This is a genomic window from Pseudomonas sp. SIMBA_067 (assembly GCF_046534675.1).
Taxonomy (GTDB): Bacteria; Pseudomonadota; Gammaproteobacteria; order Pseudomonadales; family Pseudomonadaceae; genus Aquipseudomonas; species Aquipseudomonas putida.
Window position 1 is genome coordinate 938,163 of record NZ_JAWRYH010000001.1, and the last position, 23,249, is coordinate 961,411.

Annotated in this window: 21 protein-coding genes; 9 read left to right on the forward strand and 12 right to left on the reverse strand. The window is 59.4% G+C overall.

All coding sequences use genetic code 11. The features are described 5' to 3' along the window. Positions 1-20: 20 nt before the first annotated feature. A complete protein-coding gene (locus tag SB765_RS04320) occupies positions 21-1,619 on the reverse strand; it encodes a DUF1302 domain-containing protein (protein WP_410930980.1) in 1,599 nt (532 codons plus the stop codon). A 304-nt stretch (positions 1,620-1,923) separates the two neighbouring features. Between SB765_RS04320 and SB765_RS04325 the strand changes: the two genes are divergently transcribed. Genes SB765_RS04325 through SB765_RS04340 form a run of 4 tightly spaced genes read left to right on the forward strand, consistent with a single transcriptional unit; the run spans position 1,924 to position 5,896 of the window. Next, on the forward strand, positions 1,924-2,409 hold the full coding sequence (locus SB765_RS04325; protein ID WP_341798478.1) for a PaaI family thioesterase: 486 nt from the start codon (positions 1,924-1,926) through the stop codon (positions 2,407-2,409). A 5-nt stretch (positions 2,410-2,414) separates the two neighbouring features. Continuing rightward, on the forward strand, positions 2,415-3,431 hold the full coding sequence (locus SB765_RS04330; protein WP_410930981.1) for an NAD(P)H-dependent flavin oxidoreductase: 1,017 nt from the start codon (positions 2,415-2,417) through the stop codon (positions 3,429-3,431). Further along, positions 3,424-4,680, forward strand: a complete 1,257-nt coding sequence (locus SB765_RS04335; protein ID WP_410930982.1) for an acetyl-CoA hydrolase/transferase family protein — start codon at positions 3,424-3,426, stop codon at positions 4,678-4,680. Before SB765_RS04330 ends, SB765_RS04335 begins: the two co-directional genes overlap by 8 nt. Before the next feature lie 19 nt (positions 4,681-4,699). Beyond that, positions 4,700-5,896, forward strand: a complete 1,197-nt coding sequence (locus SB765_RS04340) for an acetyl-CoA C-acetyltransferase (RefSeq protein WP_341798475.1) — start codon at positions 4,700-4,702, stop codon at positions 5,894-5,896. A 94-nt stretch (positions 5,897-5,990) separates the two neighbouring features. Here SB765_RS04340 and SB765_RS04345 read toward each other — a convergent pair whose 3' ends face one another. Together SB765_RS04345 and SB765_RS04350 are read right to left on the reverse strand one after the other, a co-directional pair. Further along, the gene (locus SB765_RS04345; protein WP_341798474.1) at positions 5,991-6,785 is read right to left on the reverse strand and encodes an enoyl-CoA hydratase/isomerase family protein; all 795 of its coding nucleotides are present in this window, start codon (positions 6,783-6,785) and stop codon (positions 5,991-5,993) included. Positions 6,786-6,866: 81 nt separating this feature from the next. Then, positions 6,867-7,781 carry an SDR family oxidoreductase gene (locus SB765_RS04350; RefSeq protein ID WP_400733350.1) on the reverse strand — a complete coding sequence of 305 codons (915 nt, stop codon included), beginning with the start codon at positions 7,779-7,781 and terminating at the stop codon, positions 6,867-6,869. A 326-nt stretch (positions 7,782-8,107) separates the two neighbouring features. Between SB765_RS04350 and SB765_RS04355 the strand changes: the two genes are divergently transcribed. Next, positions 8,108-8,902: an IclR family transcriptional regulator gene (locus SB765_RS04355; RefSeq protein ID WP_341798472.1), complete on the forward strand. Its 795-nt coding sequence runs from the start codon at positions 8,108-8,110 to the stop codon at positions 8,900-8,902. A gap of 60 nt (positions 8,903-8,962) precedes the next feature. On the opposite strand, the gene SB765_RS04360 is transcribed toward SB765_RS04355, so the two are convergent. Genes SB765_RS04360 through SB765_RS04370 form a run of 3 tightly spaced genes read right to left on the reverse strand, consistent with a single transcriptional unit; the run spans position 8,963 to position 12,128 of the window. After that, on the reverse strand, positions 8,963-10,117 hold the full coding sequence (locus SB765_RS04360) for an acyl-CoA dehydrogenase family protein (protein ID WP_410930983.1): 1,155 nt from the start codon (positions 10,115-10,117) through the stop codon (positions 8,963-8,965). Between the two features lie 10 nt (positions 10,118-10,127). Further along, a complete protein-coding gene (locus SB765_RS04365) occupies positions 10,128-11,339 on the reverse strand; it encodes an acyl-CoA dehydrogenase family protein (RefSeq protein WP_410910226.1) in 1,212 nt (403 codons plus the stop codon). A 12-nt stretch (positions 11,340-11,351) separates the two neighbouring features. Further along, positions 11,352-12,128, reverse strand: a complete 777-nt coding sequence (locus tag SB765_RS04370) for an SDR family NAD(P)-dependent oxidoreductase (RefSeq protein WP_341798469.1) — start codon at positions 12,126-12,128, stop codon at positions 11,352-11,354. A 48-nt stretch (positions 12,129-12,176) separates the two neighbouring features. On the opposite strand from SB765_RS04370, the gene SB765_RS04375 reads away from it, so the two are divergent. Genes SB765_RS04375 through SB765_RS04385 form a run of 3 tightly spaced genes read left to right on the forward strand, consistent with a single transcriptional unit; the run spans position 12,177 to position 14,815 of the window. Beyond that, positions 12,177-13,013 carry an IclR family transcriptional regulator gene (locus tag SB765_RS04375; RefSeq protein ID WP_341798468.1) on the forward strand — a complete coding sequence of 279 codons (837 nt, stop codon included), beginning with the start codon at positions 12,177-12,179 and terminating at the stop codon, positions 13,011-13,013. Between the two features lie 34 nt (positions 13,014-13,047). Beyond that, positions 13,048-13,980 (forward strand): NmrA/HSCARG family protein, encoded by a 933-nt coding sequence (locus SB765_RS04380; RefSeq protein WP_341798467.1) that lies wholly within the window; start codon positions 13,048-13,050, stop codon positions 13,978-13,980. Positions 13,981-14,020: 40 nt separating this feature from the next. After that, entirely contained in the window at positions 14,021-14,815 is a 795-nt protein-coding gene (locus tag SB765_RS04385) for an enoyl-CoA hydratase/isomerase family protein (protein WP_341798466.1), read from the forward strand. A gap of 73 nt (positions 14,816-14,888) precedes the next feature. Here the strand turns inward: SB765_RS04385 and SB765_RS04390 are convergent, their stop codons facing one another. The 6 genes from SB765_RS04390 to SB765_RS04415 form a co-directional block, all read right to left on the reverse strand. Beyond that, on the reverse strand, positions 14,889-15,980 hold the full coding sequence (locus SB765_RS04390) for an NAD(P)H-dependent flavin oxidoreductase (protein WP_410930984.1): 1,092 nt from the start codon (positions 15,978-15,980) through the stop codon (positions 14,889-14,891). 56 nt (positions 15,981-16,036) lie between these two features. Beyond that, the gene (locus SB765_RS04395) at positions 16,037-16,936 is read right to left on the reverse strand and encodes a crotonase/enoyl-CoA hydratase family protein (protein WP_410910224.1); all 900 of its coding nucleotides are present in this window, start codon (positions 16,934-16,936) and stop codon (positions 16,037-16,039) included. A 77-nt stretch (positions 16,937-17,013) separates the two neighbouring features. After that, positions 17,014-17,823 carry an enoyl-CoA hydratase-related protein gene (locus SB765_RS04400; protein ID WP_341798463.1) on the reverse strand — a complete coding sequence of 270 codons (810 nt, stop codon included), beginning with the start codon at positions 17,821-17,823 and terminating at the stop codon, positions 17,014-17,016. Continuing rightward, positions 17,823-18,737: a crotonase/enoyl-CoA hydratase family protein gene (locus tag SB765_RS04405; protein WP_341798462.1), complete on the reverse strand. Its 915-nt coding sequence runs from the start codon at positions 18,735-18,737 to the stop codon at positions 17,823-17,825. The genes SB765_RS04400 and SB765_RS04405 overlap by 1 nt, the downstream gene beginning before the upstream one ends. 164 nt (positions 18,738-18,901) lie before the next feature. Next, a complete protein-coding gene (locus SB765_RS04410) occupies positions 18,902-19,855 on the reverse strand; it encodes an SDR family NAD(P)-dependent oxidoreductase (RefSeq protein ID WP_410930985.1) in 954 nt (317 codons plus the stop codon). Between the two features lie 178 nt (positions 19,856-20,033). After that, positions 20,034-21,413 (reverse strand): NAD(P)/FAD-dependent oxidoreductase, encoded by a 1,380-nt coding sequence (locus tag SB765_RS04415; RefSeq protein WP_341798460.1) that lies wholly within the window; start codon positions 21,411-21,413, stop codon positions 20,034-20,036. Between the two features lie 546 nt (positions 21,414-21,959). On the opposite strand from SB765_RS04415, the gene SB765_RS04420 reads away from it, so the two are divergent. Continuing rightward, positions 21,960-23,159, forward strand: coding sequence for an NAD(P)/FAD-dependent oxidoreductase (locus tag SB765_RS04420; protein WP_410930986.1), 1,200 nt, complete (start codon positions 21,960-21,962; stop codon positions 23,157-23,159). Positions 23,160-23,249 lie beyond the last annotated feature (90 nt).

The following is a 23,249-nucleotide window of genomic DNA, read 5'->3' on the forward strand; positions in this document are numbered from 1 at the left end:
TCGTGGTGAATATCGGCAGGTCAGAAGGTCGTCTGGTAGGTCAACGACACCCACGCCTTGTCCAGGTACGGCGCCCCAAGAATCAGGTTGTCCGAGTCACTTTTCTTCTGGTCGTAATAGGTAACGGCGAGGTCTACGAAATGGCGTGAATAGGCTTCTGCAGAAATACCCACCTTGGCGGTGGTGAACCCTTCGCTGCCACCGCCATTGGTAGGGGCGTTGCCACTGAGGTTTCTAGAAAGAAAAATCGGCAGCTTGAGATCGATGCTGGGGAACACCTGGACCCATGTCGGGGTAAAGGCCACCGCGACAGAGTAAAACTCATCATCGGAACAACCGAGCATCTTGGCGTTGCTGCCGCAGCCGGCGTTGTAACCCTTGGCGCGGTAGGCGCTGCGGTTGTCAGTGACCTTGTCCAGCTTGGCCCAGGCCAGTTCACCGGAAAGGCTGGCCGAATCGAAGAGCGCGCTATCACCATAGGTCTGCACGGCATTGACCAAGGCATGCCACGTAGAGCCGCGCGCGCCCTCCAGGCGATGAGCCTGGTCAGCAGCGGCACCACTGGAGTTGAGCGGCATGTTCTCGCGATAGGACAACTCAGCGCCGACCGACGTACCCCCGATGTTGCTGCTGACGCTCAGGCCATAGAGCTTGATATCCTTGGCGTAGACGGCGTGCACCAGACCAGTGGCGAAGTCACGCTGGGAGACCCACGCAGACTTTTCATCGAAACGGCGGTAGTACAGGCCCAGCGTGCCATCAAACCAGTCCGGTCGATAACGCACCGACAGGCCGTAGTCCCCCTTGTCGCCCTCGATAGCCTTGCCCCGGCCAACGTTGGGGCCTTCGAGTATCGCATCGCTCCCCGCAAAGTAAGTGCCGCCTTCCGGGATACGATTCGGGTCCCACTCGAACAGGTACTGGCCTGCCACGACAATCTGGTCGCTGGCCTGGGTCATGAACGATATCTGGTCTATCGGCAAGGCCGTTTCTTTGGCCGATGCACCTGGGTTGGCGGTCGCTTTGCGCTGGTCCGCCGGCGCTTGCGAGTACGAAACTGCGTTAGTGCTGCCGAATAACCCCTCGCCCCAGATTACCGCATGCTGGCCAAGGCGCAGGTCCGTCGGGAGCCCTGCGGGCTCAAAGCGGCCATAAACGTAGGCGTCAAGAAACTCGCCGGAAGGGCCTGCGTAATACCGCTTTACGATAGGGGTAAATCGATTGTCAACGTAGCTCGTGCCACCGGGGACTGTCGCTGGGTTCTTGCCGTCGTACGCCTCGTCGTACCAGGCCGCTGCACTCAGACGGGCACCGTAACGCCCCTGGTAGTTCAGGTCTATCTCACTGAGCAAGTCAAGACGGTTGCTGATGGTGTCGTATTTGTCGAACGCGGCGTTGCTCTGGTCGTAAGCGCCACCCCCTGCGCGGTCGATCAAATGGCTCTGGTCCTGCAAGCGCATGGCCCAGTTGTAACGCACCGTGTTATCCCAACGGAGACGGAAATCGGAATCACCCAAGTCAACTTCGAACGCCTGGGCCTGGCCTACCGTCATGCACGCGATCGCTACGCCCAGCAAATGGGGCTGCAAGCGCCCCGGTGACATCGCCTTCATCATCATTGATAACCCATTTTGGCTTTTTTATTGGAAGGGTACGGCAGTCGCAAATTCATATTTATGAATGGAGTTCCATAAATAGACCAGATAATTCCGGCACGCAAGGAGGCATGGGAAAATTTCAAAGCCGCGTGGCTTTAGCCTTTTCAGCGAGCAACCCGTTAGGAACCTACCTGGCGATCGTCCTTAAAATGCCCATCAAGCGAACAATCGTATTGATATGTGAACGATGTTCAGTATAAATTCATCTGAATTCGTCACTGCATTACAAGCTTTTTCCGAAAGCGCGCCGAGGGCACAGCGGCACATGAACGCTATAGAGCACCCCCTGACATCTACGCAGCTGCAACGGGTCATCGACGCCAATGCATTCAGCTCCTGGTTGCAACTTCGTGTTCACCGGGTCAGCAAGAACGGTATCGAACTGCACCTGCCGAGCCGTCCAGAGATGCTTGGCACCGAGGCATTGCAGCGGGTGCACGGAGGCGTCATCTCCAGCCTCATCGATGTCGCTTGCGGATACGCGGCGATGTGCGTCAGTGGTCGCGGGGTCAGCACCGTCAGCCTGCAAACCGATTTTCATCGCGCAGGCACACCCGGTGCGCTGCGCGTCGAAGGTTGCGTGGTGCATCTGGGTGGGCGCCTGTGTACGGCGCATGCACGCGTGCTGGACAGCGCAGGCACGCTGTTGGCCAGCGGCCGCTGCACCCTCTACATGAGCCGTGAAGCACACCCAGCGCTTGCGCTCAATCCGCCCACGGCAGCCTCGCCGGACGCTTCATTTCAGAGGTAACAGCAATGCGAGAGTCATTGTTCACGACCCGCATCACAGAACTTCTCGGCATTCGTCACCCGATTCTTTGTGGCGGCCTGGGCCCGGCACTTGCAGACGCCGAGTATGTAGCTGCGGTGGTCAACGCGGGCGGCATGGGGTTTCTGGTCGCGGCCGGCTTCCCTGACCCAGAGGTGTTTCGCGATCAATTGCTACGCTGTCGGCAGCTCACAGGCGGCCAAGGTTTTGGCGTCAACTTGTATATCTCTCGCCAGGCCGGCGGAACCCAACGTCTTGAGCGTCAGGTACAGGTGCTTATCGAAGAAGGCGTGAAGTGCGTGGAAACCGCTGGCGCCAGCCCCGAGGCAGTGCTACCGGCACTGCGCGACGCAGGCATCAAGGTGCTGCACAAAGTACCCGCCGTACGTTATGCGCGCAGTGCCGCACGGCTAGGCGTTGATGCGGTCATCGTGGTTGGTAACGACTGCGGCGGTCACCCCGGCATTCATGGCATCAGCAGCATGGTCCAGGCTGCACAGGCCACGGCTGAACTCAGCGTACCGATCGTGATTGCCGGGGGTATAGGCACTGGCCGCCAGCTGGCGGCCACCCTGGCCATGGGTGCCGACGCCATCCTCATGGGTTCACGCATGCTGGTGGCCAAGGAACTGGCAATCCATGAAGCCTATAAAGCCCAGGTGGTAGGCGGCGACGGCACCGAGAGCATCGTGGTCAAGACCGGCCTGCGGGACCATCACCGGGTACTCCTCAACGAAAGCGCCAAGGCCGTTGCCGCGCTCGATGCCACTGGGGCCAGCGACTTCGAGCAGTACCGGCCGCACGTGGTTGGCGCCCTTGCAACCGAGGCCTATAGAAGCGGCGACAGCCGCCTGGGCATGCTCGACTACGGCCCTGCTGTGGTATTCGCCGACGCCATCAAGCCTGTTGAGGCCATCTTTGACGACATCATCGATGATGCGCGCCATGCCATGACCCGTCTCGGCCAACTGACCCGCCCTCACAAGACAAATGACCATGACTGAATTGCTGACTTGCGAACACTCACCCGACCTCAGCGGCCTGGTGAAGCGCGGAGATACCGTGATGTGGGGGCAGGCCAATGCCGAGCCCCTGGCGTTGACCCGCGCATTGATGCAACAGCGTCAGCGTATCGGCAATTTTCGCGTTTTCCTCGGGATAACCGACAGCGACACCTGTCGCCCCGAGCATGCCGACTGCATTGAGTTCCTCTCCTATTGCGGCAGCGGCGAGAACAGGGCGCTGGCCAAGGCAGGCGCCCTTCAGATTCTGCCAAGCCACTATTCCGAGTTTCCCAACCTGATCCGCCAAGGCCTTCTGAAGGTGGATGTGCTGATGCTGCAACTGGCTCCCGCGGACGCATTGGGGCGGTACAGCCTTGGGCTTGCCCACGAATACCTTCTACCTGCCTTGGAGAAGGCCAGGCTGGTCATTGCGGAAGTGAATCAGGCATGCCCCTGGACGTATGGCGAGCGCTACCTGCACGCCAACGAACTTGACCTGATCGTGCACACCAACCGTCCTCCACTGCAAAGCCGAGCCATAGCGCCCGGCCCGGTAGAGCGCGACATCGCCCAGCGCGTTGCCGAGCGCATCCAGCACGGCTCCACCCTCCAACTGGGGATTGGTGCAATGCCGGAAGCCGTACTTCAGGCCCTGCATGGTCATCGCGAGCTTGGCGTGCATTCGGGAACTATCGGCGATGGCGTAGCCGAGCTCATGCAACGCGGCGTGATTACCAATTCCCGTAAGCGCCTGGACAAAGGGGTCACGGTGGCTGGCGTACTGATGGGCAGTGAGGCGTTGCATCGCTTTGCTCATGGCAACCCGTCCATCCGCATGCGCTCTACCGCCTATACCCATTGCGCGCAAACCCTCGCGGCTCAACATCAATTTGTGGCCATCAACTCGGCAATCGAGGTTGACCTGACCGGGCAAATCAACGCTGAAAGCGTGGGTGGCAACTACATTGGCGCGCTCGGTGGCGCTGTCGACTTCCTGCGCGGGGCACGACAGTCCCGCGGCGGCCTGCCAGTCATTGCCCTACCCTCCACTGCCGGAGCGCGCAGCCGTATCGTTTCCCGACTCAGTGGCCCAGTCAGCACCCCCCGCAGCGACGCCGGGTTGATCGTTACCGAGTACGGCGTAGCCGACCTGCGCGGCTTGAGCCTCAGCCAGCGTGCGCGCTGCATGATTGAAATTGCCCACCCCGATTTTCGCGAACAACTGAAACGAGACGCCGCCAGCCTTTAGCTGGCAACAGGAGCCCACCATGAGACGTGCAGCAATTGTCGCCCCCTTGCGAACCCCCGTCGGTACTTTCGGGGGTAGCCTGCGGCCACTTGCCGTAGAGGTACTTGGCGCCCATGTAGTGAACGCAGTTTTGAACAAAAGCGGCCTGGACCCCGCGCGTATCGACGATATCGTCTTCGCCCAATCCTATGCCAACAGCGAAACCCCTTGCGTGGGCCGGTGGATCGGTCTGCAGGCAGGCCTGCCGGTCGAAGTCCCGGGCATGCAGTTGGACCGGCGCTGCGGCGGCGGACTGCAGGCGGTATTGAGTGCCGCCATGATGGTACAAACCGGCGCTGCTGATGTGGTGGTCGCGGGTGGCGTCGAGAGCATGAGCAATATCGAGTACTACAGCACCGATATGCGCTGGGGCTCACGGGCTGGGACGGTCAAGCTGCATGACCGCCTCGAGCGTGGGCGTGAACGCTCTCAACCGGAAGAGCGCTTCGGCTTCATCTCCGGGATGATCGAAACGGCAGAAAATCTTGCCCGCAGCTATGGCATCAGCCGTGAGGCCAGCGATGCCTACGCGATTGAAAGCCACCGTCGAGCAGCACAAGCCTGGGCCGAAGGCCGGTTCGAAGCCGAAGTCGTCCCGGTCAGTGTGCCGCAACGCAAGGGCGAACCCCTTCTATTCAGTCGCGATGAAGGTATCCGTGCCGATGCCAACCTGGAAAGCCTGGGCAAATTGCGCACACTGGTGCGTGACGGCACCGTGACTGCAGGCAACTCCAGTCAGCAAAACGACGCGGCAGCGGCCTGCTTGGTGGTCGCCGAGGACAAGCTCGCCGAATTGGGGCTGGAACCCATGGGCTTTCTGGTTGGCTGGGCCGCGGCCGGTTGCGAGCCTTCGCAAATGGGCATAGGCCCGGTGCCAGCCGTGCACAAGCTGCTGGCAAGGACTGGCCTGAGCCTGGAGCAGATGGACCTGGTGGAGTTGAATGAGGCGTTCGCCTGCCAGGTGCTGGCGGTTCTGAAGGGGTGGCAATGGCATGACACCGAACGGCTGAACGTGAATGGGTCGGGCATCTCACTGGGCCACCCCATTGGTGCTACGGGCGTGCGCATGTTGACCACATTGCTGCATGAGCTGCAGCGACGCCAAGGACGCTACGGTCTGGAAACCATGTGCATCGGCGGCGGCCAAGGGTTGGCTGCAATCTTCGAACGCTACTAGCTGTAACGTGGAAACAGGAAATTACACTGTTCCCACACTGAGCAAAGGGCCGCAATGCGGCCCGTTGTCTTGAAACCCATTCGCCTGACAGCGCTCACCGCCCTTTGAAGACTGGCTTGCGCTTTTCACGGAATGCGTTCACCGCTTCCTGGTGATCTTCAGTCAAATTCGACAATGCCTCATAGGCCAGCGACGCGTCGATGACGGATGTCACCGCTTGCTTGAGCACAATGTTCATGGACGCCTTGGTCCACTGGATGGCGTAAGCTGCGCCGTTGGCAAGCCGCGTAGCCATTTCCTGAACCCGATCATCCAGCGCCTCGGGGGCGACTGCGTAATTGATCAGGCCGATTTTTTCGGCAAGCTCGGCGGTTAACGCATCCCCGGTGAGCAAGTACTCTTTTGCTTTGGCAAACCCGACCAATTGAGGCCAGATCGCTGCCCCACCGTCGCCCGCAACGAAGCCAACAGCGACATGTGGGTCACCAATCTTGGCCGGCAACGCCGCGTAGCTGATATCGCAGTACAACGCCAGGGTCGCGCCCAGGCCAATGGCATGGCCATTGATCTTGGCGATGATGGGCTTCTGGCAATCGAGCATTGAAAAAACGATCTGCTTGCCCCGGCGCATACTATCGAAAAAGCGCTGAGGCTCGTCGATGACCTTCTGCATTTCTTCGATATCACCGCCGGCACTGAACGCACGCCCGGCGCCCGTCAGAACGATTACCCGGGTATCGGCATCATGACCCGCCTCGATGAACACCCTCGACAGCTCTTTATCCATATCATCATCAATGGCATTGAGCGTATCCGGCCGATTCAGGGTGATCGTCAGGATGCCGTTATTGCGCTCTAGCTTGAGCGCCTCGTAGCTTGAAAGATTCATTGGTGTCCTCATCTTGCTGCCCCTATCCGGGCGCATCATCAATATAGGCGAAGCGACCTTGCCAGTGTCATGACGCTGGGCTCAAACAGGGTCCCAGGAGAACACATCACCCGAGCGCTCGACCGGTACGAACGAGCCCTTGAGGGCGGGCATGCCGTGCTCGGCCAAGGATTCAGGCGTCCAGCCCTCGGACCGCTGGACCGAGCGGATCGGCCGAGGCTGACTCATCAGGAAGATTTCATTGTTGCGCACGGCAAACACCTGCGCATTGACAGCCTGGGCTTGATCGCTGGCCAGGTAGACGCAGATAGGGGCGATCTTGGCGGGTGTCATCTGCTTGATTTTCTCGACCCGCGCCTGCTGCTCTGGGGTGTCGGTGGGGATGGCACCAATCATGCGACTGAAGGCAAAGGGCGCGACACAGTTCGAACGCACATTGAAACGCTCCATGTCCAGCGCAATGGATTTGGACAAGGCCATGATGCCCAGCTTGGCAGCATTGTAATTGGCCTGGCCGAGGTTGCCGATGAGCCCTGAGGTAGAGGTCATGTGAATGAAGCAGCCCGCCTCCTGCTCCTTGAAATAGTTAGCCGCAGCGCGGCTGACGTAGAATGACCCGTACAAATGAACCTTGAGCACCGCGTCGAACTCTTCAGCACTCATTTTGTGGAAGAACCGGTCACGTAGAATGCCCGCATTATTGACCACGCAATCGATCCTGCCGAATCGTTGCACCGTCTGCTCAACCATGCGCGCAGCGCCCGCCTGGTCCGAGACACTGTCCGTATTGGCCATGGCCTCGCCACCGGCAGCAATGATCTCGTCCACCACCCGCTGTGCCGGGCCCACATCTGCGCCCTCGCCCGACACAGAAGCGCCGACATCATTGACCACGACCTTGGCCCCATGCTGCGCCATCAGCAGGGCAATATCACGCCCGATACCACCGCCGGCGCCAGTCACCAGAACGACCTTACCTTCGACCATTACCGCCATATGATTTGCTCCATAACGTTGTACGCGCGCTGCAAAAGCGCACAGGGCCATGCATTGCTGATAGCTCGCAACAGCTCAGCTGCAAATCATAATAATGAACGTTGTTCGCATACGCAAACATTAGGTAGGTTACTAAGTACCTTTGAGTTATGGCTTGCCGCTCACACGGTATGCTGAAAGCGAGACAAATAGCGGTGCGCAGGGCGAAATCGGCACTAATCTAAATGGAGGGTCACAACTGAACGGTATTTGATATACTGCACGTGACTTGCAAGGCGCCGCTGAGTGCCCGCTGCATCAACAATTTCACCCACAAGGGTCAATTCATGAAAAAAAGGGAAGATGAAGTGGACGCCACTGAAACGCCAGCTTCGCTGGGCCCTCGATCGGTCACTCGGATTCTTGGTCTTTTTGAGGTCCTCGCTAAATCCCCGGACGGGATGTCCCTGGCAGAGCTCAGCAGCACCCTGGAATCTCCCAAGAGCAGCTTGCTGACGTTGCTGCGGCCGCTGGTCGCCGAGGGTTACCTTAACCACACAACCAGCCGCTATCACCTTGGGCCGTTCATCTATCGGCTGGCCGGCAATATCTTGGCCACTCGGAATTTCTCCAAGATGATGCGTCCGTACCTGCACGACCTCGCAAGTAAGACTGGCGAAAGCATCTACCTGTCGGTCATTGACATGGAGACCCAGATGGTCACCCATATCGATGGCATCGATTCGCAGAACCCTGTGCGTTACGTATCGCCATTGGGCGCACCTCGGCCATTGCATTGCACGGCACCTGGCCGATTGCTCCTGGCTTACCAAGACGAAAAAACGCAAGAGCGTTACCTGCGCACTGCCAAGCTCAAGGCGATGACCTGGAGAACCGTCACGGATCGCAGCACACTCAAGAAACAGCTCAAGGAAATCCGCGAGAGCGGCATCTCCATCAGTATCAGTGAGCTCAGCGAGGGCGCAGCCGGTATTGCCGCCCCCGTCTTTGACACGGATGGCACCGTCGCCGCAGCGTTGGTGATCGCAGCGCCTGCTGAACGGATGCAGCATAAGCTCAATGATTTGCGGCCATTGCTACTGGAAACCGCCGCTGAGGCATCGGGCCAGCTGAAGCACTGATTCGCTCGTGCACTTGCCAAGGGCCCGCCGGCATACCGGCAGGCCCCGATTGCGCCCTTACTATGCAGCAGCACCCATACCCTGCATTGAGCGCGCGTAGCGCGCCAGGTGATACTCCAACCCGCCCCACCACGCATTGCTCAGCACAAGGCGGCGGTAGTGATGACCAACCCTGAACTCCTCCGTCAATCCGTAGCCGCCATGCAGCTGTATACCCTGCGCGGTGACGAATTTTGCGCTGCGCATGACCTGTGCCTTGCAACCCGAGATCTGGGCGCTGCGCTCGTGCACTGGGGCATCGCCAGCCAATATAGCCAGGCCCCGATGCAGGCTAGCGCGCGCCTGCATGGTTTCGATAGCCATGTCAGCCATACGGTGCTGAAGCGCCTGGAAGCTGCCAATCGGCACCCCAAACTGCTTTCGGGTCTTGAGGTAGTCGGCGCATAGCGCAAGCACATCCTCCATCCCACCTACGATTTCTGCACACTGGTGCACGATCAGCTCATCAATAGCCCGTTGCAATCCGACATAAGCGTGGCCTTCCCTACCCAGCAGGGCATCAGCAGGGACTACTGCATTGTCGAGGATCAAATCCGCAGCCGGTGTGCCGTCAAGAAGGCGTACCGTTTCCACTGACATGCCAGGCGTATCTCGGTCCAGGAGAAAAAGTGACAGGCCATCAAGGCTCGCAGGCTCCCCGGCAGTACGAGCGACCACGATCAACCGATCGCTTTGCGCGGCACAAACCACCGCACTCTTGTGGCCATTCAGGTCGTAGCCGTCACCCCGTCGCTGCGCTGTCGTTGTTACCCACGCCACGTCCCCTCGGGATTCAGGTTCGCTGCAAGCCACTGCCATCAGCGCTTCGCCCGACCCGATCACGGGCAGTAGTTCGGCTTGCTGCGCCTCATCAGCGCAATGCTGCAGCACCGCTGCGGGCAGAAGGCACCCGTGCAAGTACGGCTCGAGCAGCAAACCCCGCCCCATCTCTTCTGCAAGGATTGCCGTCTCCACGGGGCCGAAGCCTATACCGCCAAACGGTTCGGGGATGCCTGCGGCCAACCAGCCCATTTCGGCAAACTCCCGCCAGACCTGCGGTTCGAAACCGCCGCTGGTGGCAATGGCCTTGCGCCTGCTGAAAGCGTAATCCTTCTCCATGAAGCGCCTGGCGTTTTCCTGGAGCATGCGCTGCTCATCGCTCAGATTGAAATCCATGCCACTCCCCTCAAAGATTGAACATTGCCTTGGCGATGATGTTGCGCTGTATTTCGGCAGCCCCACCATAGATGGAACAAGCCCGGCGATAGAACAGTTCAGCCGCCATGCCCGGCGCGAACGCTGGGCCCGTGAATCGCTGATCGCGCAGCGCGCGGTCCTCATTCGGATCTGGGTAGTAGACAGCCCCATAGTCACCCAGCACTTCTACCAGCATCTCGGTCAGTTTCTGGTGCAGCTCGGACCCGCGTACCTTCAGCATCGAGCCGATCGCCATGCCTCCGGTCTGCTCACTAACCCCCAGGTGCAACACCCGTTTGACAGCCATATCAATCGCCATTACTTCCAGCTCGTATTCGGCCAAGCGGTTGGCGAACGTGGGGTCCTGAATCAGCGGCAGCGTACCGGCTCGCTCTTGCGAGGCATAGCGGCGAATCTTGGCCAGGTATCGCTTGAGCGCCGGCGCTTCGGCACCGAGAAACGCGCGCTCGTTGAACAGCAGGAATTTGGTGTAGCCCCACCCTTTGTTTTCCTCGCCCACCAGATTCTCTACAGGCACCCGAACGTTGTCGTAGAACACCTCGGCCAAGTGGTTGCAGCCGTCCAGGCTGGTGATCGGCCGCACCGTCACCCCTGGCGTGGCAAGGTCTACGAGCAAAAAGGAGATGCCTTTTTGCGGCTTGGCTTCAGTGTCGGTGCGCACGAGCAGGAAACACCACTGCCCCCAAATTGCGTTACTGGTCCAGATCTTCTGACCATTGACGATGTAATGGTCGCCGTCGCGAACTGCAGTGGTGCGCAACGAAGCAAGGTCCGACCCCGCCTCAGGCTCTGAAAACCCTTGCACCCAATACACTTCACCTTTTTGTATTGCCGGCAGGAATCGGCGCTTCTGCTCGTCACTGCCAAACTCGCAGATCACCGGGCCAACCAGTGTCACGCCTTGTTGGTTGGGCGATGGCGCACCGGCCAGGTAGCATTCCTCTTCAAAGATGTACCGCTGTTCTGCAGTCCAGTCGGTGCCGCCGTGCTCCTTCGGCCAGAAAGGCACCGACCAACCGCGGGCCTCATGCAGGATTCTTGTCCACTTCAGCGAGTCATCATCGCCCGGCAAGTAGCCTTGCTGGCCACGCCACGCCATGTCGGCAGGCAGGTACTCACGCAAGAAGGTGCGGACCTCCTCTCGGAAAGCTTCGCTGCTTGCGTTGGGTTTAAAATTCATGGGTAGCCTCGCTCAGCGGAAGGAAATCGTATGGCCGCCGTCGACCGCAATCGTCTGGCCATTGATGTAGCCACCCGAGGGGGATGCCAGCAATACGGCCAGGCCCGCCAGTTCTTCTACCTCGCCAAAGCGCTGGGACGGATTGCGCCCGCGGTACCATTGCACCATCGCATCGTCTTCCCACTGCGACCGCGCCATCTCTGTCTTGAAGGTACCTGGGGCAATGCAGTTGGCAGTGACGCCTTTGCTGGCGAACTCATTGGCCATGTTGCGCACCAGCTGCATATCCGCTGCCTTGGTCAAGCCATAAGTGCCGGTCACCGGGTCGCCTAAAAGGCCGACAACGGAGGCCACCACGATGAAACGCCCGTAGCCGCGCTCCAGCATGCCTGGCATGGTCATTTGCGCCAGCCAGATACTGCTCTGCACGTTTACTTGCATGAATTTGTTGAAAGTTGCCTCCGGCAAGTCCAGCACCGAGCCAATCCAAGGGTGGATCGCGGCATTGGCCATGACAATATCCACGCGCCCCCACTGGGCCATGGCAGTGTCGACCAAATGCTGTAACTCTTCCTTGCTGCCGATGTTACAAGGCACCGCGATCGCTTCACCGCCCGCCGCCCGAATCTCGGCCGCAGCTGTTTCACAGGCTTCGGCTTTGCGGCCGGAGATCACTACCCGGGCGCCATGCTCTGCCATACCTTTGGCACTGGCCAGCCCCAAGCCGCGGCTGGAACCGGTGATGATTGCCACTTTGCCGCGCAGGTCAAACAAGGAAGATACGGTCATTGTGTTCCCTTCTATTTTTATTCGCTGTGCAAATTCTGTATCCACTTAGTGAATTTTGACTATACTCCGATCATCTCAGTCGAGCGCAAGTTAATGAGTTCAGAAACTTCGAAAAACCCAGCACCCGAGGGCGAGAAAGATCGCCAATACGTCACCGCCTTGGCCCGCGGGCTTCAGATATTGCGATGCTTCAGCCATGAAAAGCCCGAGCTGACACCCCAGGAAATCGTGCGCATGACTGGCCTCCCGCAGCCTACGATTTGGCGGCTCTGCCATACCCTCAGCAAAGAGGGCTTCATCGTTTGCGCAGGCGAAAACAACCGCATGGCGCTCGGTTTGCCTGCGCTGGCTTTGGGCTATGCAGCCCTAGTGCGGCAGTCGCTGCCGAAAATTGCCCTGCCGCATATGCAGGCGCTCACCGACAGCCTGCGTGTGGGTATGTCGCTGGCCGTTCGCGACGGCCTGTCGATGCTGTACATACAGCGCACACATGGTGACTTCGTGTACATGAACGACCCCGTGGGCGCCCGGCGCCCTTTCGCCACCGCGCCGACCGGCTGGGCTTGCTTCGCCGCTTACGACACGAATGAGCGCAACGAAGTCCTTGAGGCCCTTGAGCATCATGACCCTAATGCAATGCCCAGCGTGCGCGCCCTGCTCGACCAGGCGTGTACGCAGTATGCGCAGCATGGGTTCATCACCAGCATTGGCGTGATCCACGAGCACCTCAATGCGGTGGCAGTACCCATCCGCTCATTGCGCAGTGGCACTGTCTACGCGCTTTCCGCATCGGGCCTTGCTGCAGAGTGGCCAGAAGAAAGACTCATGGCCGAGGGCCGTCAGCTGGTCGAGTTGGCCAGACAACTTGCAGTCGCGGCCGACTGAAGCAGCCTTTTGTTCATCACCTAAGGAGTTATCAATGTCAGCGATCAAACCCCTGATCCTCGTTACCGGGGCCACAGGTGCACAAGGCGGCGCCACTGCCCGAGCGCTGCTCGCAGAGCATTTTCGCGTGCGCTTTCTGACGCGCAATCCTGACTCGCCAGCGGCTGTAGCCCTGGTCGCCGCTGGCGCTGAAGCCGTGGCGGGTGACATGGAGGATGCAGCCTCGTTAGCGAGCGCCGTCGCAGGTGCATCGGGCGTATTTTCGGTCCAGATACCCGATGCTGCCGGAACAGATGCAGAGCGCCGTCATGGATTTGCATTGATTGAAGCTGCCAAAGCCGCTGGAGTGACCCATTTCGTTCACACTTCGGTCTGCGAAGCGGGCAAGCACACCGCATTTCCACGCTGGGGCAATGATTACTGGTGGCAAAAGTACTGGACCGACAAATGGGACGTAGAAGAGGCCGTACGCAGCGCCGGCTTCAACCATTGGACGGTATTGAAGCCAGCTTTCATGATGGACAACTTCGCTCAGCCCAAAGCCCGCTACATGTTCCCGCACTTACAGCAAGGTCAGATCATCACGGCCCTGGGCCCCGCGACACGTATGCAGCTTGTCGCAGCTGACGACGTCGGCAGGCTTGCTCACGCCGCCTTCAAGGATCCGCAGCATTTTTCGGGTAAAAACATCGACCTGGCGGTTGAAGCACTCACCATGGAAGAGGTGGCAGACGCACTGTCACAGGCGCTGGGCAAACCTGTGTCAGCCCAGTCCGTGAGCCCTGGGCAGGCGGTCGAGGCCGGGTTGTTCGCCGGGTGGGTGCGTTCCCAGGAGTGGACGAACGAAGTGGGCTATCGCGCAGATATCCCGGCGCTCACTCAAGCACTGGGCGATCGCGGCATCGTGCTGACGCCCTTCGCCACCTGGATTGAGCGCCACGCTGCAGAGATCCAGATCGACGCATGACCGACATCGCTCGTGGTTCACCAACAATAAGAGTACAACCATGACCAATCTCTACGACCTTCCCGAAGACATCCAGGTCACCGCCGAGGGCGGCCTACGCATCATTACGCTTAACCGGCCAGACCACCTGAACGCGTCTACTACCGAGATGCTGTTCTCTTACCCCAAGCTTTTTCGTGCCCTGGCCGAGGACCCTGAGGCCAGGGTCGCCATTCTGACTGGCGCAGGGCGTGCGTTCAGCGCAGGCGGCGACATGAATCACTTCGTCAAGACGCTGGACGACACCGACTTCGCCCGCAGTGTGCAGGAGAACGCACGCCGTACCATCCACAGCTTCATCGACCTGCCGATACCGATCATCGCCGCCGTCAATGGGCCGGCCGTTGGCTGGGGGGCGACGATGGCCACCTTGTGCGACATTGTGCTGATATCTGAAACAGCATTTGTGGCCGAGCCCCACATCAATATCGGGCTGGTGGTGGGTGACGGTATCTCAGTATCGTGGCCGCTTTACACCAGCCTGCTACGCGCCAAGGAGCTGATTTTCACGGGTGACCGGATCACTCCACAGCAGGCGGTGGAATTCGGCCTGGCCAATCGCGTGGTAGCGCCTGACAAATTGCTTGAGGAGGCACGGGCATTGGCCGCAAAGCTGCTCAAGCAACCGACCCAAGCGCTGCGCGAGACCAAAAAGCTGATGAACCTGCACCTGCATAACAGCGCAGCACAAGTGCTCGACGCCACACTTGGCCGCCAGTTGGCCGCCACCGTCAGCCCTGAACACCACGCAATCGCTACCCAGTTCATCGAGCAACAAAAACTCAAGCAGAGTTAAAGCCAATAACCTGCACTGCAAATAAAACGCCCCCGGAGCCAAGCTCCAGGGGCGTTTTCGTAAACCGTCGAGCCTATGTCCGCGGGGTAACCAAGCGTATTTCGGATTGCGGGGCTACCCCATCGACGGGGATCTGGACCGCAAGCCGACGCTGAACCGCTTCGGCTTCGGCGATAATGGTCTTGATCAATTCGGCGATGGTGGGCAAGTCGTGAACCAAGCCAACCGACTGGCCCGAAGCGGTCATGCCTTTATCCAGGTCGCCGGTAGACATGGTCAAGCCATGCATCTGCAGCATCTTGGACATGCGCATCATTGACTCGATCTGGCGCGGGCCCAGCGACAGTGTGTGCTTGACGAGCTTTAGCCAAGGCGTGTTGAGCTCTTTGGCGATGGTGAATGAGTTGAGGAAGATCTCCCAGATATTCAACATCTTCGCATTGACCATACGCTCGGCAGCTGCCGTTTTCATCTGGCGGCAGGGGATGCCATCGAATCGGTCCGAGAAGATGGTGTCCTGCACATCCAGCTCCAAGGCTTTGTTCTTGAAGTTGGCATGCATTGGGCCTTCCTGGGTAACCCAGAACCGGGTACCCATTGATACCCCCGAGGCGCCGAGCGCCAGGGCCCCCACCAAACCGGCACCGTTAGCTACGCCACCTGCGGCAATGATGGGAATGCTTAGAAGTTCAGCCAAGCGAGGGATCAGCACGAAGCTGCCGATTTCCCCCGCATGCCCGGCGGCCTCATAGCCTGCTGCAATCACCGCATCGCAACCGTGCGCTTCTGCCCGCTGCGCCAGCCTGACATCACTGACCGATGCCATGACCTTACCACCGTAGGCATGCGCGGCCTTGACGATCCAGTCGCCCTTGCCCATCGAGTAATTGATGACGGGCACACCTTCCTCGAGCATCACCTTCGCGTTAGCCATACCGTTAGGCAGCGCAAGTGGCGCGTTGGCGCCAAAGGGTTTATCAGTCAAGGTGCGAATTTCCCGAATGGCGGCGCGCGTCACTTCGGGGGGATTGGAGCCCGCACCGTACACCCCAAGGCCGCCAGCATTCGAGACAGCCGCAACCATATTCGGAAACGCGACCCTGCCCATCCCCGCGTTAAGTAACGGGTATTGGATGCCGAACAGTTCGGTAATCGCAGTTTTCATTATCTGAGTCCTTGGACGCTGGCCTGGACCAAGCGTTATTGTTGGGTTTTCAAGGATTACGAGTAAGCGGGCTCGTCCCACCAAGGGAAGTAGTCCGGCATGTCTTCAGACACCGTGCAGGCGAACTCCGGCAGGCGTTTCTCCATAAACGACTGCACACCTTCCTTGGCATCCGGGCTGCGGCCTCGGGTGCAGATGCCCCGGCTTTCAATACGGTGGGCTTCCATGGGGTGAGACATGCCGAGGCTGCGCCAGGCCATCTGCCGCATCAGTGCGATTGAGACCGGGGCGGTGTTATCGGCAATCTCCCGGGCGATTTCGTAGGCCCGCGGCAGTAGCTGTTCATGCGCTACAACTTCACTCACCAGGCCACCCGCCTTGAGTTCATCGGCCGGCATGACACGCCCGCTGTAACTCCACTCAAGCGCCTTGGTAATGCCTACGATACGGGGCAGGAACCAGGACGAGCAGCATTCGAACACGATACCTCGACGGGCATAGACGAAGCCCAGTCTCGCCTTCTCGCTTGCAATGCGGATGTCCATTGGCAGCAGCATGGATGCCCCAATGCCCACGCCAGCACCGTTGATGGCGCCGATCACCGGTTTGAGGCTGTCAAAGATGCGCAGCGCAAGCCTGCCGCCGCCATCTCGCGCCGACTCTTTGCTGTAGTCGAACGAGCCGTCGGGGCGAATCGGCGTATCTTTGTCAGCGCTGCCATTCTTGTCCTTGTCAAAGATGTCAGCGCCTTTGGAAAGATCGGCGCCACCGCAAAAACCTTTGCCCTCCCCCGTCACCACGACGACGCGTACCGCGTCATCCCGGTCAGTCTCATCAAATAGCGCAATGAGCTCGTTCATCATCAGCGAGTTCATTGCGTTAAACACCTCAGGACGGTTAAGCGTCACCGTGGCGATACCGTTTTCGACCTGGTAGCGGATAGTTTCGTAAGTCACAGTTCCATCTCCTCATTGACGGCGTATCACCGCCGCCAGCTTGCAGTACCCAGGGAAACCGCAGCCTCAGGGCGCGGTTACTTGTAAGAGAAATTTGGCGCGCGCTTCTCGAAGAACGCCTTTTGCTTCTCTACTTTGTCTTCGGTGGACTGTGCTACGTAAACCCCTCGACCCTCGAACTCGATGGCCTGCTCCAGGCTGCCCGCATTCATGTTGTGCCATAGCGATTGCTTGGTCACCCAAATGCCCATCGGCACGTTGACCACGATATTCTTGGCAATTTCCAGGCAGGCATCCTGAAGTTCTTCATCGGGTACTGCCCTGAGCACCATGCCAATACGTTCGGCTTCTTCGGCCAGTACTGGCCGCGCGGTCAACAGAATCTCCGCGGCACGCTGTGCGCCAACCGCACGGGGCAGCAGATAGCTGATACCCAGCTCGGCACCCGACCCGGCGTTGTGAATGGCATTGACAAACTTGGCAGATCTAGCCGCCAGAGTGATGTCGGCCGCCAGTGGGAATGCCAGTGCCATGCCTGCCACGGTGCCGTTGACGCCACAGATGATCGGTTGCGGCAAGTTGCGCATCAACACGGGCAGCGAAGCGATCACATCGATCGTATAGCGTGAATAGAACGGCTTACCCACGCCCTCCGGTACCCAGTCAGCCTTACCTGGGTTTTTCAGATCATGGCCAGTACAGAAATGGCGGTTACCCGCTGCGGTCAGGATCACGACCCGGACTGTAGGGTCGTATTTGATCTGCTTGAAAAGGTCCGCAAGCTCGGTATACATCTCGAACTGGAAGGCATTGGTAGCATCAGGTCGGTTGATGGTGATGCGTTTGACGCCTTCGATCGGCTCGTCAATCAGGAAGTTGTCACTCATCATTCTGCTCCTTTCTCACCATTCAACCAGTGTGCTTTGACCATGCCATCGCCGTAAGGCTCGTCGCGCTTTTTCAGGGCGTCTTTCAGGCCCAGGTCTGCCATGTCCGCCTTGAATTGTGTGCGGCGTGGACCTTGGGTCAGGTGGGCTCGGGCATCCATCTCCGCCGCGAAACGTTGCAAGGTTCTAGCACCCTGCAGTTCAAGTGCAGTGTTGACGATACGCTTGTGCGCCGATAGCAGTTCGGCGTCGACGAAACTGATACGCCGCGCCAGCTCATCGACGGCGCTGTCCAGTTGCTCTACCGGTACGGCATCGAGCACCAGACCAATGCGAGCAGCTTCACGCCCCCACAGGTTGTCGCCGGTCATCAACATACGCTTCGCCCACTGGGGACCTACGTGGTACACCCACATTTGCACAGGCGGCGTGCCATTGGCACGGGCTGCCGGGAAGCCGATCTTGGCGTTTTCCGCACAAATCACGAAGTCGCACATGAGTGCCAAATCGGTACCACCTGCCAAGCAGTTACCTTGCACCTTCGCGATGACCGGCTTGTGCATGTCGAACAGCACCATGTTCAGCTTCTGTGTCTGCTCAAGGTTCCAGCAATCGTCATCGATGGTCTTGTTCGTGGTGCGGTAACGCGTTTGATCCCACGGCGGCGTACCGCCTTCGAAACCCGCATAGGCACCTGCCAGGTCATAGCCAGCGCAGAAGTCTTTACCCGCGCCTTCAAGAATGACCACGGTGACATCATTACGGTCATCGGCCTCGAGCAAGGCATCGCGCAGCTCAGTGAGCATCGCGGGATGCAAAGCGTTGCGTTTTTCGGGACGATTCAGGGTGATGCGGGCAATTCGGTTCTCAACGCTGAACAGTAGGTATTCAGTGCTACGGAGGTGCTTATTCATATTATCTCCATGCGTCTTTGTGAACGATGGTCGATAATATAAACGATAGAACGTGATGGTCAAGCTGATCTAAGACCGGGCTGGGGCCCAGTGCGGACCACAGCCGGAACCTATTCCTCGCCGCCCCCGCAGCCTGCTCAGCGGCGCCTTCTCATGCTGGGTGGCTATCGACAACCAGCGGCGCGCTCAAATAGCCGAGCAGCTATCACTGCCCCGGCTTCGTTGGATTCTCGAGGCAGGTCCATATCCGTCACATTCATTACGTCATCAAAACCGTCGAGCAGCGCTTCGGCGGAGTCGAACGCCCTGCCCCGAGTCTGACCTACGACCACCCTGGAAAGATGCTGACCCACGCTGTGGAAAAGCTCTCCATTGACTGGGCATGACCGGTGGGCGAAAAGCGCAACGGATTCGGCAACGTAGTCAACCGCCATCATTTCAGCCAGGCCCTCAGGCACGTTTTGCCCTTCCCAAGCGCGCGTTGCCGCTACTGGGGCAACACAGTTGACGCGAATATCATATTCTTCACCCTCACTGGCCAGGTATTTGGCGAAGCCGGACATTGATGACTTGGCCAGCGAGTAAGCGGGCATGCCCTTTCTTCCCCACAACCCTGCAGCGGAGTTGATCAGCACGACTCGCGCGTGGCCCTGTTCACGAAAAACAGGCCAGCACTGACGCGCAAGTTCCCAGCTGCCGACGGCATTCACGCGCAGGCTCGTGCTGAAGCCCTCCTCGGTTGCTTGTTCAAGGGAAGTCATGGGCATGACAGGACTTGCGTTGTGCACCACTATATGGACCCCGCCGAGTTGCACCGCGGCTTTGACCACTTCTGCTACGCCCTGGGCACTGCCGATGTCGGCAACCACGGGCACTGCAACACCACCCGCCGCCCGAATTTCCTCAACTACAGCCTCGGCGGGCCCTCGGTCACCGCCTTGATCGCCCGTCAAAGCGCAACCGAGGTCATTGACGACTACCGCGGCCCCCCGAGCAGCGAGGTTCAACGCGATAGCTCGCCCCAACCCACGACCAGCCCCTGAAACTATTGCTACCTCACCGTCAAACCGAAGATTCGTGCTGCTCATTGTTGTTCTCCGACCGTTGAATACGAGCATTTTTCACATGAACAAGCGGAAGCTATTCGCATAGCAAATTATAATTTTGCATAGTGGATAACAACCACAATAGATCGTGTGCTGCTTGCAATCAATGACGATTGTGTTCTGCCTCACGCGCAATAAAGTCAGGGGTGATCCAATGGGACGGTGTTTTCAGAAGCTTCAAAGCACGCAGCTACCCGCGCAGCACCTTCACCTCGCCTTGCTTGCCATTCGTTTCGCGCAGGTACTCCTGCAGCGAGTCGTCCATCGCCTGCATCCAGCGGGTATGGTGTGGTACCGCTTGGGTGCCGGTGATCACCGAGCGGTACGATTTGTCGCGGTAGCCCATGATGTCGTGCTTCTTGTCGGTCTTCCATTGCAGGAAGATGCGGTTGACCGCATCGATGTCGAAGCGCGGGTAATCCGTCTGCTCGATCAGGTGCTTGATGTATCGGCCCTGGAATTCATACATCGAAGCAGTGGTTGCCAGCTGCTCCTCATCCTCGCGCCAGCGCGCGCTGTCGGCCTGCATGCACGCCTTGGTCGGCAGCTTGATGCGCCCCAGCATGTAGTCGCGAGCAAACCAGGCTTGCGCATCGAACAGGTTGAAGCTGTACCAGAGGTCCTGCATGCCCAGGTAGAGCAACTGCGGGTTCTGCTCCCACACCACGCCTTGGTACAGCCCGGCAGGCCACAGGCGGTTGTTGGTCTTGAGGGTGAGTTCATCGGGCAGGAACGGGAAGTGATGCTGGTAGCCCGTGCACAGGATGATCGCATCTACGCGCTTGTTCGAGCCATCGGCGAAAAACGCCAGGTCGTTTTCGACGCGCATCAGTTGCGGGCGCTCTTCCCAGCCCTTGGGCCATTTGTAGCCCATCGGTTGGGTACGGTAAGCCGTGGTGATCGAGCGCGCGCCGTACTTGTAGCACTGCGAGCCGATGTCTTCGGCCGAGTAGCTGCTGCCGACAATGAGCAGGTCCTGGCCGTTGAATTCCATCGCTTCGCGGAAGTCGTGGGCGTGCAGGATACGGCCGGTGAAACGCTCGAACCCTTCAAACTCCGGCACGTGCGGGGTAGAGAAGTGCCCGCTGGCCACCACCACGTAATCGAACACCTGCTCGATGCCAAGCCCCGCGCTGTAGTCGTGGGCGCTGACGGTGAACTCGCGGGTGTTTTCATCAAAGCTGACGTTCTTGACCGCAGTATTGAAGCGAATGTAGTCACGCACCCCGGCCTTCTTCACGCGGCCTTGGATGTAGTCCCACAGCACCTCGCGCGGCGGGTACGAGGAAATCGGCCTGCCAAAGTGCTCATCGAAGCTGTAGTCGGCGAACTCCAGGCATTCCTTGGGGCCGTTGGACCACAGGTAGCGGTACATGCTGCCGTGCACCGGCTCGCCATGCTGGTCGAGGCCGGTGCGCCAGGTGTAGTTCCACATACCGCCCCAGTCGGCCTGCTTTTCGAAGCATACGATTTCGGGCATGGGTGCGCCTTGGGCATGGGCGGATTGGAAGGCACGCAGTTGCGCAAGGCCGGACGGGCCGGCACCGATGATAGCGACACGAAGAGTCATAGTGATTCCTGAACAGTTGAACGCTGAAAAAATGCAAAGGCTCCCCAACCCCAAACGGCAAAAGACCGGGGGTGATAGAGAATTCAGGCGCTACGGTGCAGGTGGAGGGACGGGGCGTTTGCGCATCTGGGTCAGCAGGAGCTTGACCGGAGGGATCGACAACACGTGGTACAGGCTCGAAAGCGGAGAGAGGGTCATGGGGGCTGGCCCGTATCCATCTGCGCTGGACGCGAAATGGGGGCCTGAGGGGGAGAAGATACGTGTGATCTCGTGCATGGGGGCTGAAATGGCCTCTTTTCTTTATGGTTTCTTTTTTATCTATAACGGATGGGGGTGGGGATAGCAAGGTTTGCGGCCTTGGCCGCAGCAGACACGGCAGCACGAAATACGGCCTTTCCTGACCCCCCTCCGGTGCTCGCCTCATCGCAATGACGAAAAAAAACTTGCAGAGACAAACTACGACAAATAGAGTCGTAGTTATTCGAGGCACACCAATCGTGTGGTCGAAGCCACCTTTTCATCCCCCGACCTTTGCGGAGCACCTGCATGAAATCCAACATCCTGATCATCGGTGCCGGCTTTGCCGGTGTGTGGAGCGCCCTGAGCGCCGCCCGGCTACTCGACCAGGCCCAGCGCGACGACCTGAGCATCAGCGTGCTAGCGCCGCAAGCGGAACTGCACATTCGCCCGCGCTTCTACGAGGCCAACGCACACACGTTGAAGGCCCCCGTAGGTGAGCTGTTCAATGCGGTGGGCGTGCACTTCATCACCGGTAACGCCGAAGCCATCGATGCCGGTGCGCGCACCGTGAGCTACATCGACAGCCAAGGCCAGCGCCAGCAGATCAGCTACGATCGCCTCATCCTCGCCGCTGGCAGTCAGGTCGCACGCCCGGCAGTCCCGGGCCTGGCCGAGCACACCTTCGACGTCGACAAGATGGCATCGGCCATGCGCCTCGAGCAGCATCTGACGGGCCTGGCCGCCCTGCCCGCTTCACCTGCCCGCAATACCGTGGTGGTCTGCGGCGGTGGTTTCACCGGCATCGAAACGGCCACCGAAATGCCCGCCCGGCTGCGCGCCATCCTCGCAGACGCCGATGTGCGGGTGCTGCTGGTAGACCGTGGCGCCAGCATCGGCGCGGCATTGGGGGCAGGCATCAAGCCGTCGATTGTGGCCGCCTCGCAGGTTGCCGGCGTCCAGTGGCTGACCGGCACCTCGGTGGTGGCTGTCGATGCCGGTGGCGTAACCCTGGACAACGGCGAATACATCGCCAGCAACACCGTGATCTGGACCGTCGGCGTCAAGGCCAGCCCGTTGACCGCGCAGGTTGCCGGCGAGCGGGACAACTTCGGCCGGCTCAAGGTCGACGGGCACCTCAAGGTCATTGGCCAGGACCACATCTATGCGACCGGCGATACCGCCTGGGCTGCTGTCGACGACATTGGCAACCACGCCCTGATGACCTGCCAGCACGCCATCCCGATGGGTCGCCACAGTGGCAACAACGCCATGGCCGACCTGCTTGGGGTGGCACCAGTGGTGTACCGCCAACCCAAGTACGTCACCTGCCTCGACCTGGGTGAGTGGGGGGCGGCGTACAGCGAAGGTTGGGAGCGAGCATTGAAACTGCAAGGCCAGGAGGGCAAGGAACTGAAGCGTCAGATCAACTCGGTGTGGATCTACCCGCCGGCAGCCGACCGCGCCTTGGCCCTGGCTGCTGCCGACCCGATGATTGCAATCGCTTGATGTGAAGAACCTGACAAAACCGTCAAAAAATGACGGTTTTGTCAATTATCCCGTTACATTGAATGACTGTTCAACTGATGGCCATATGGC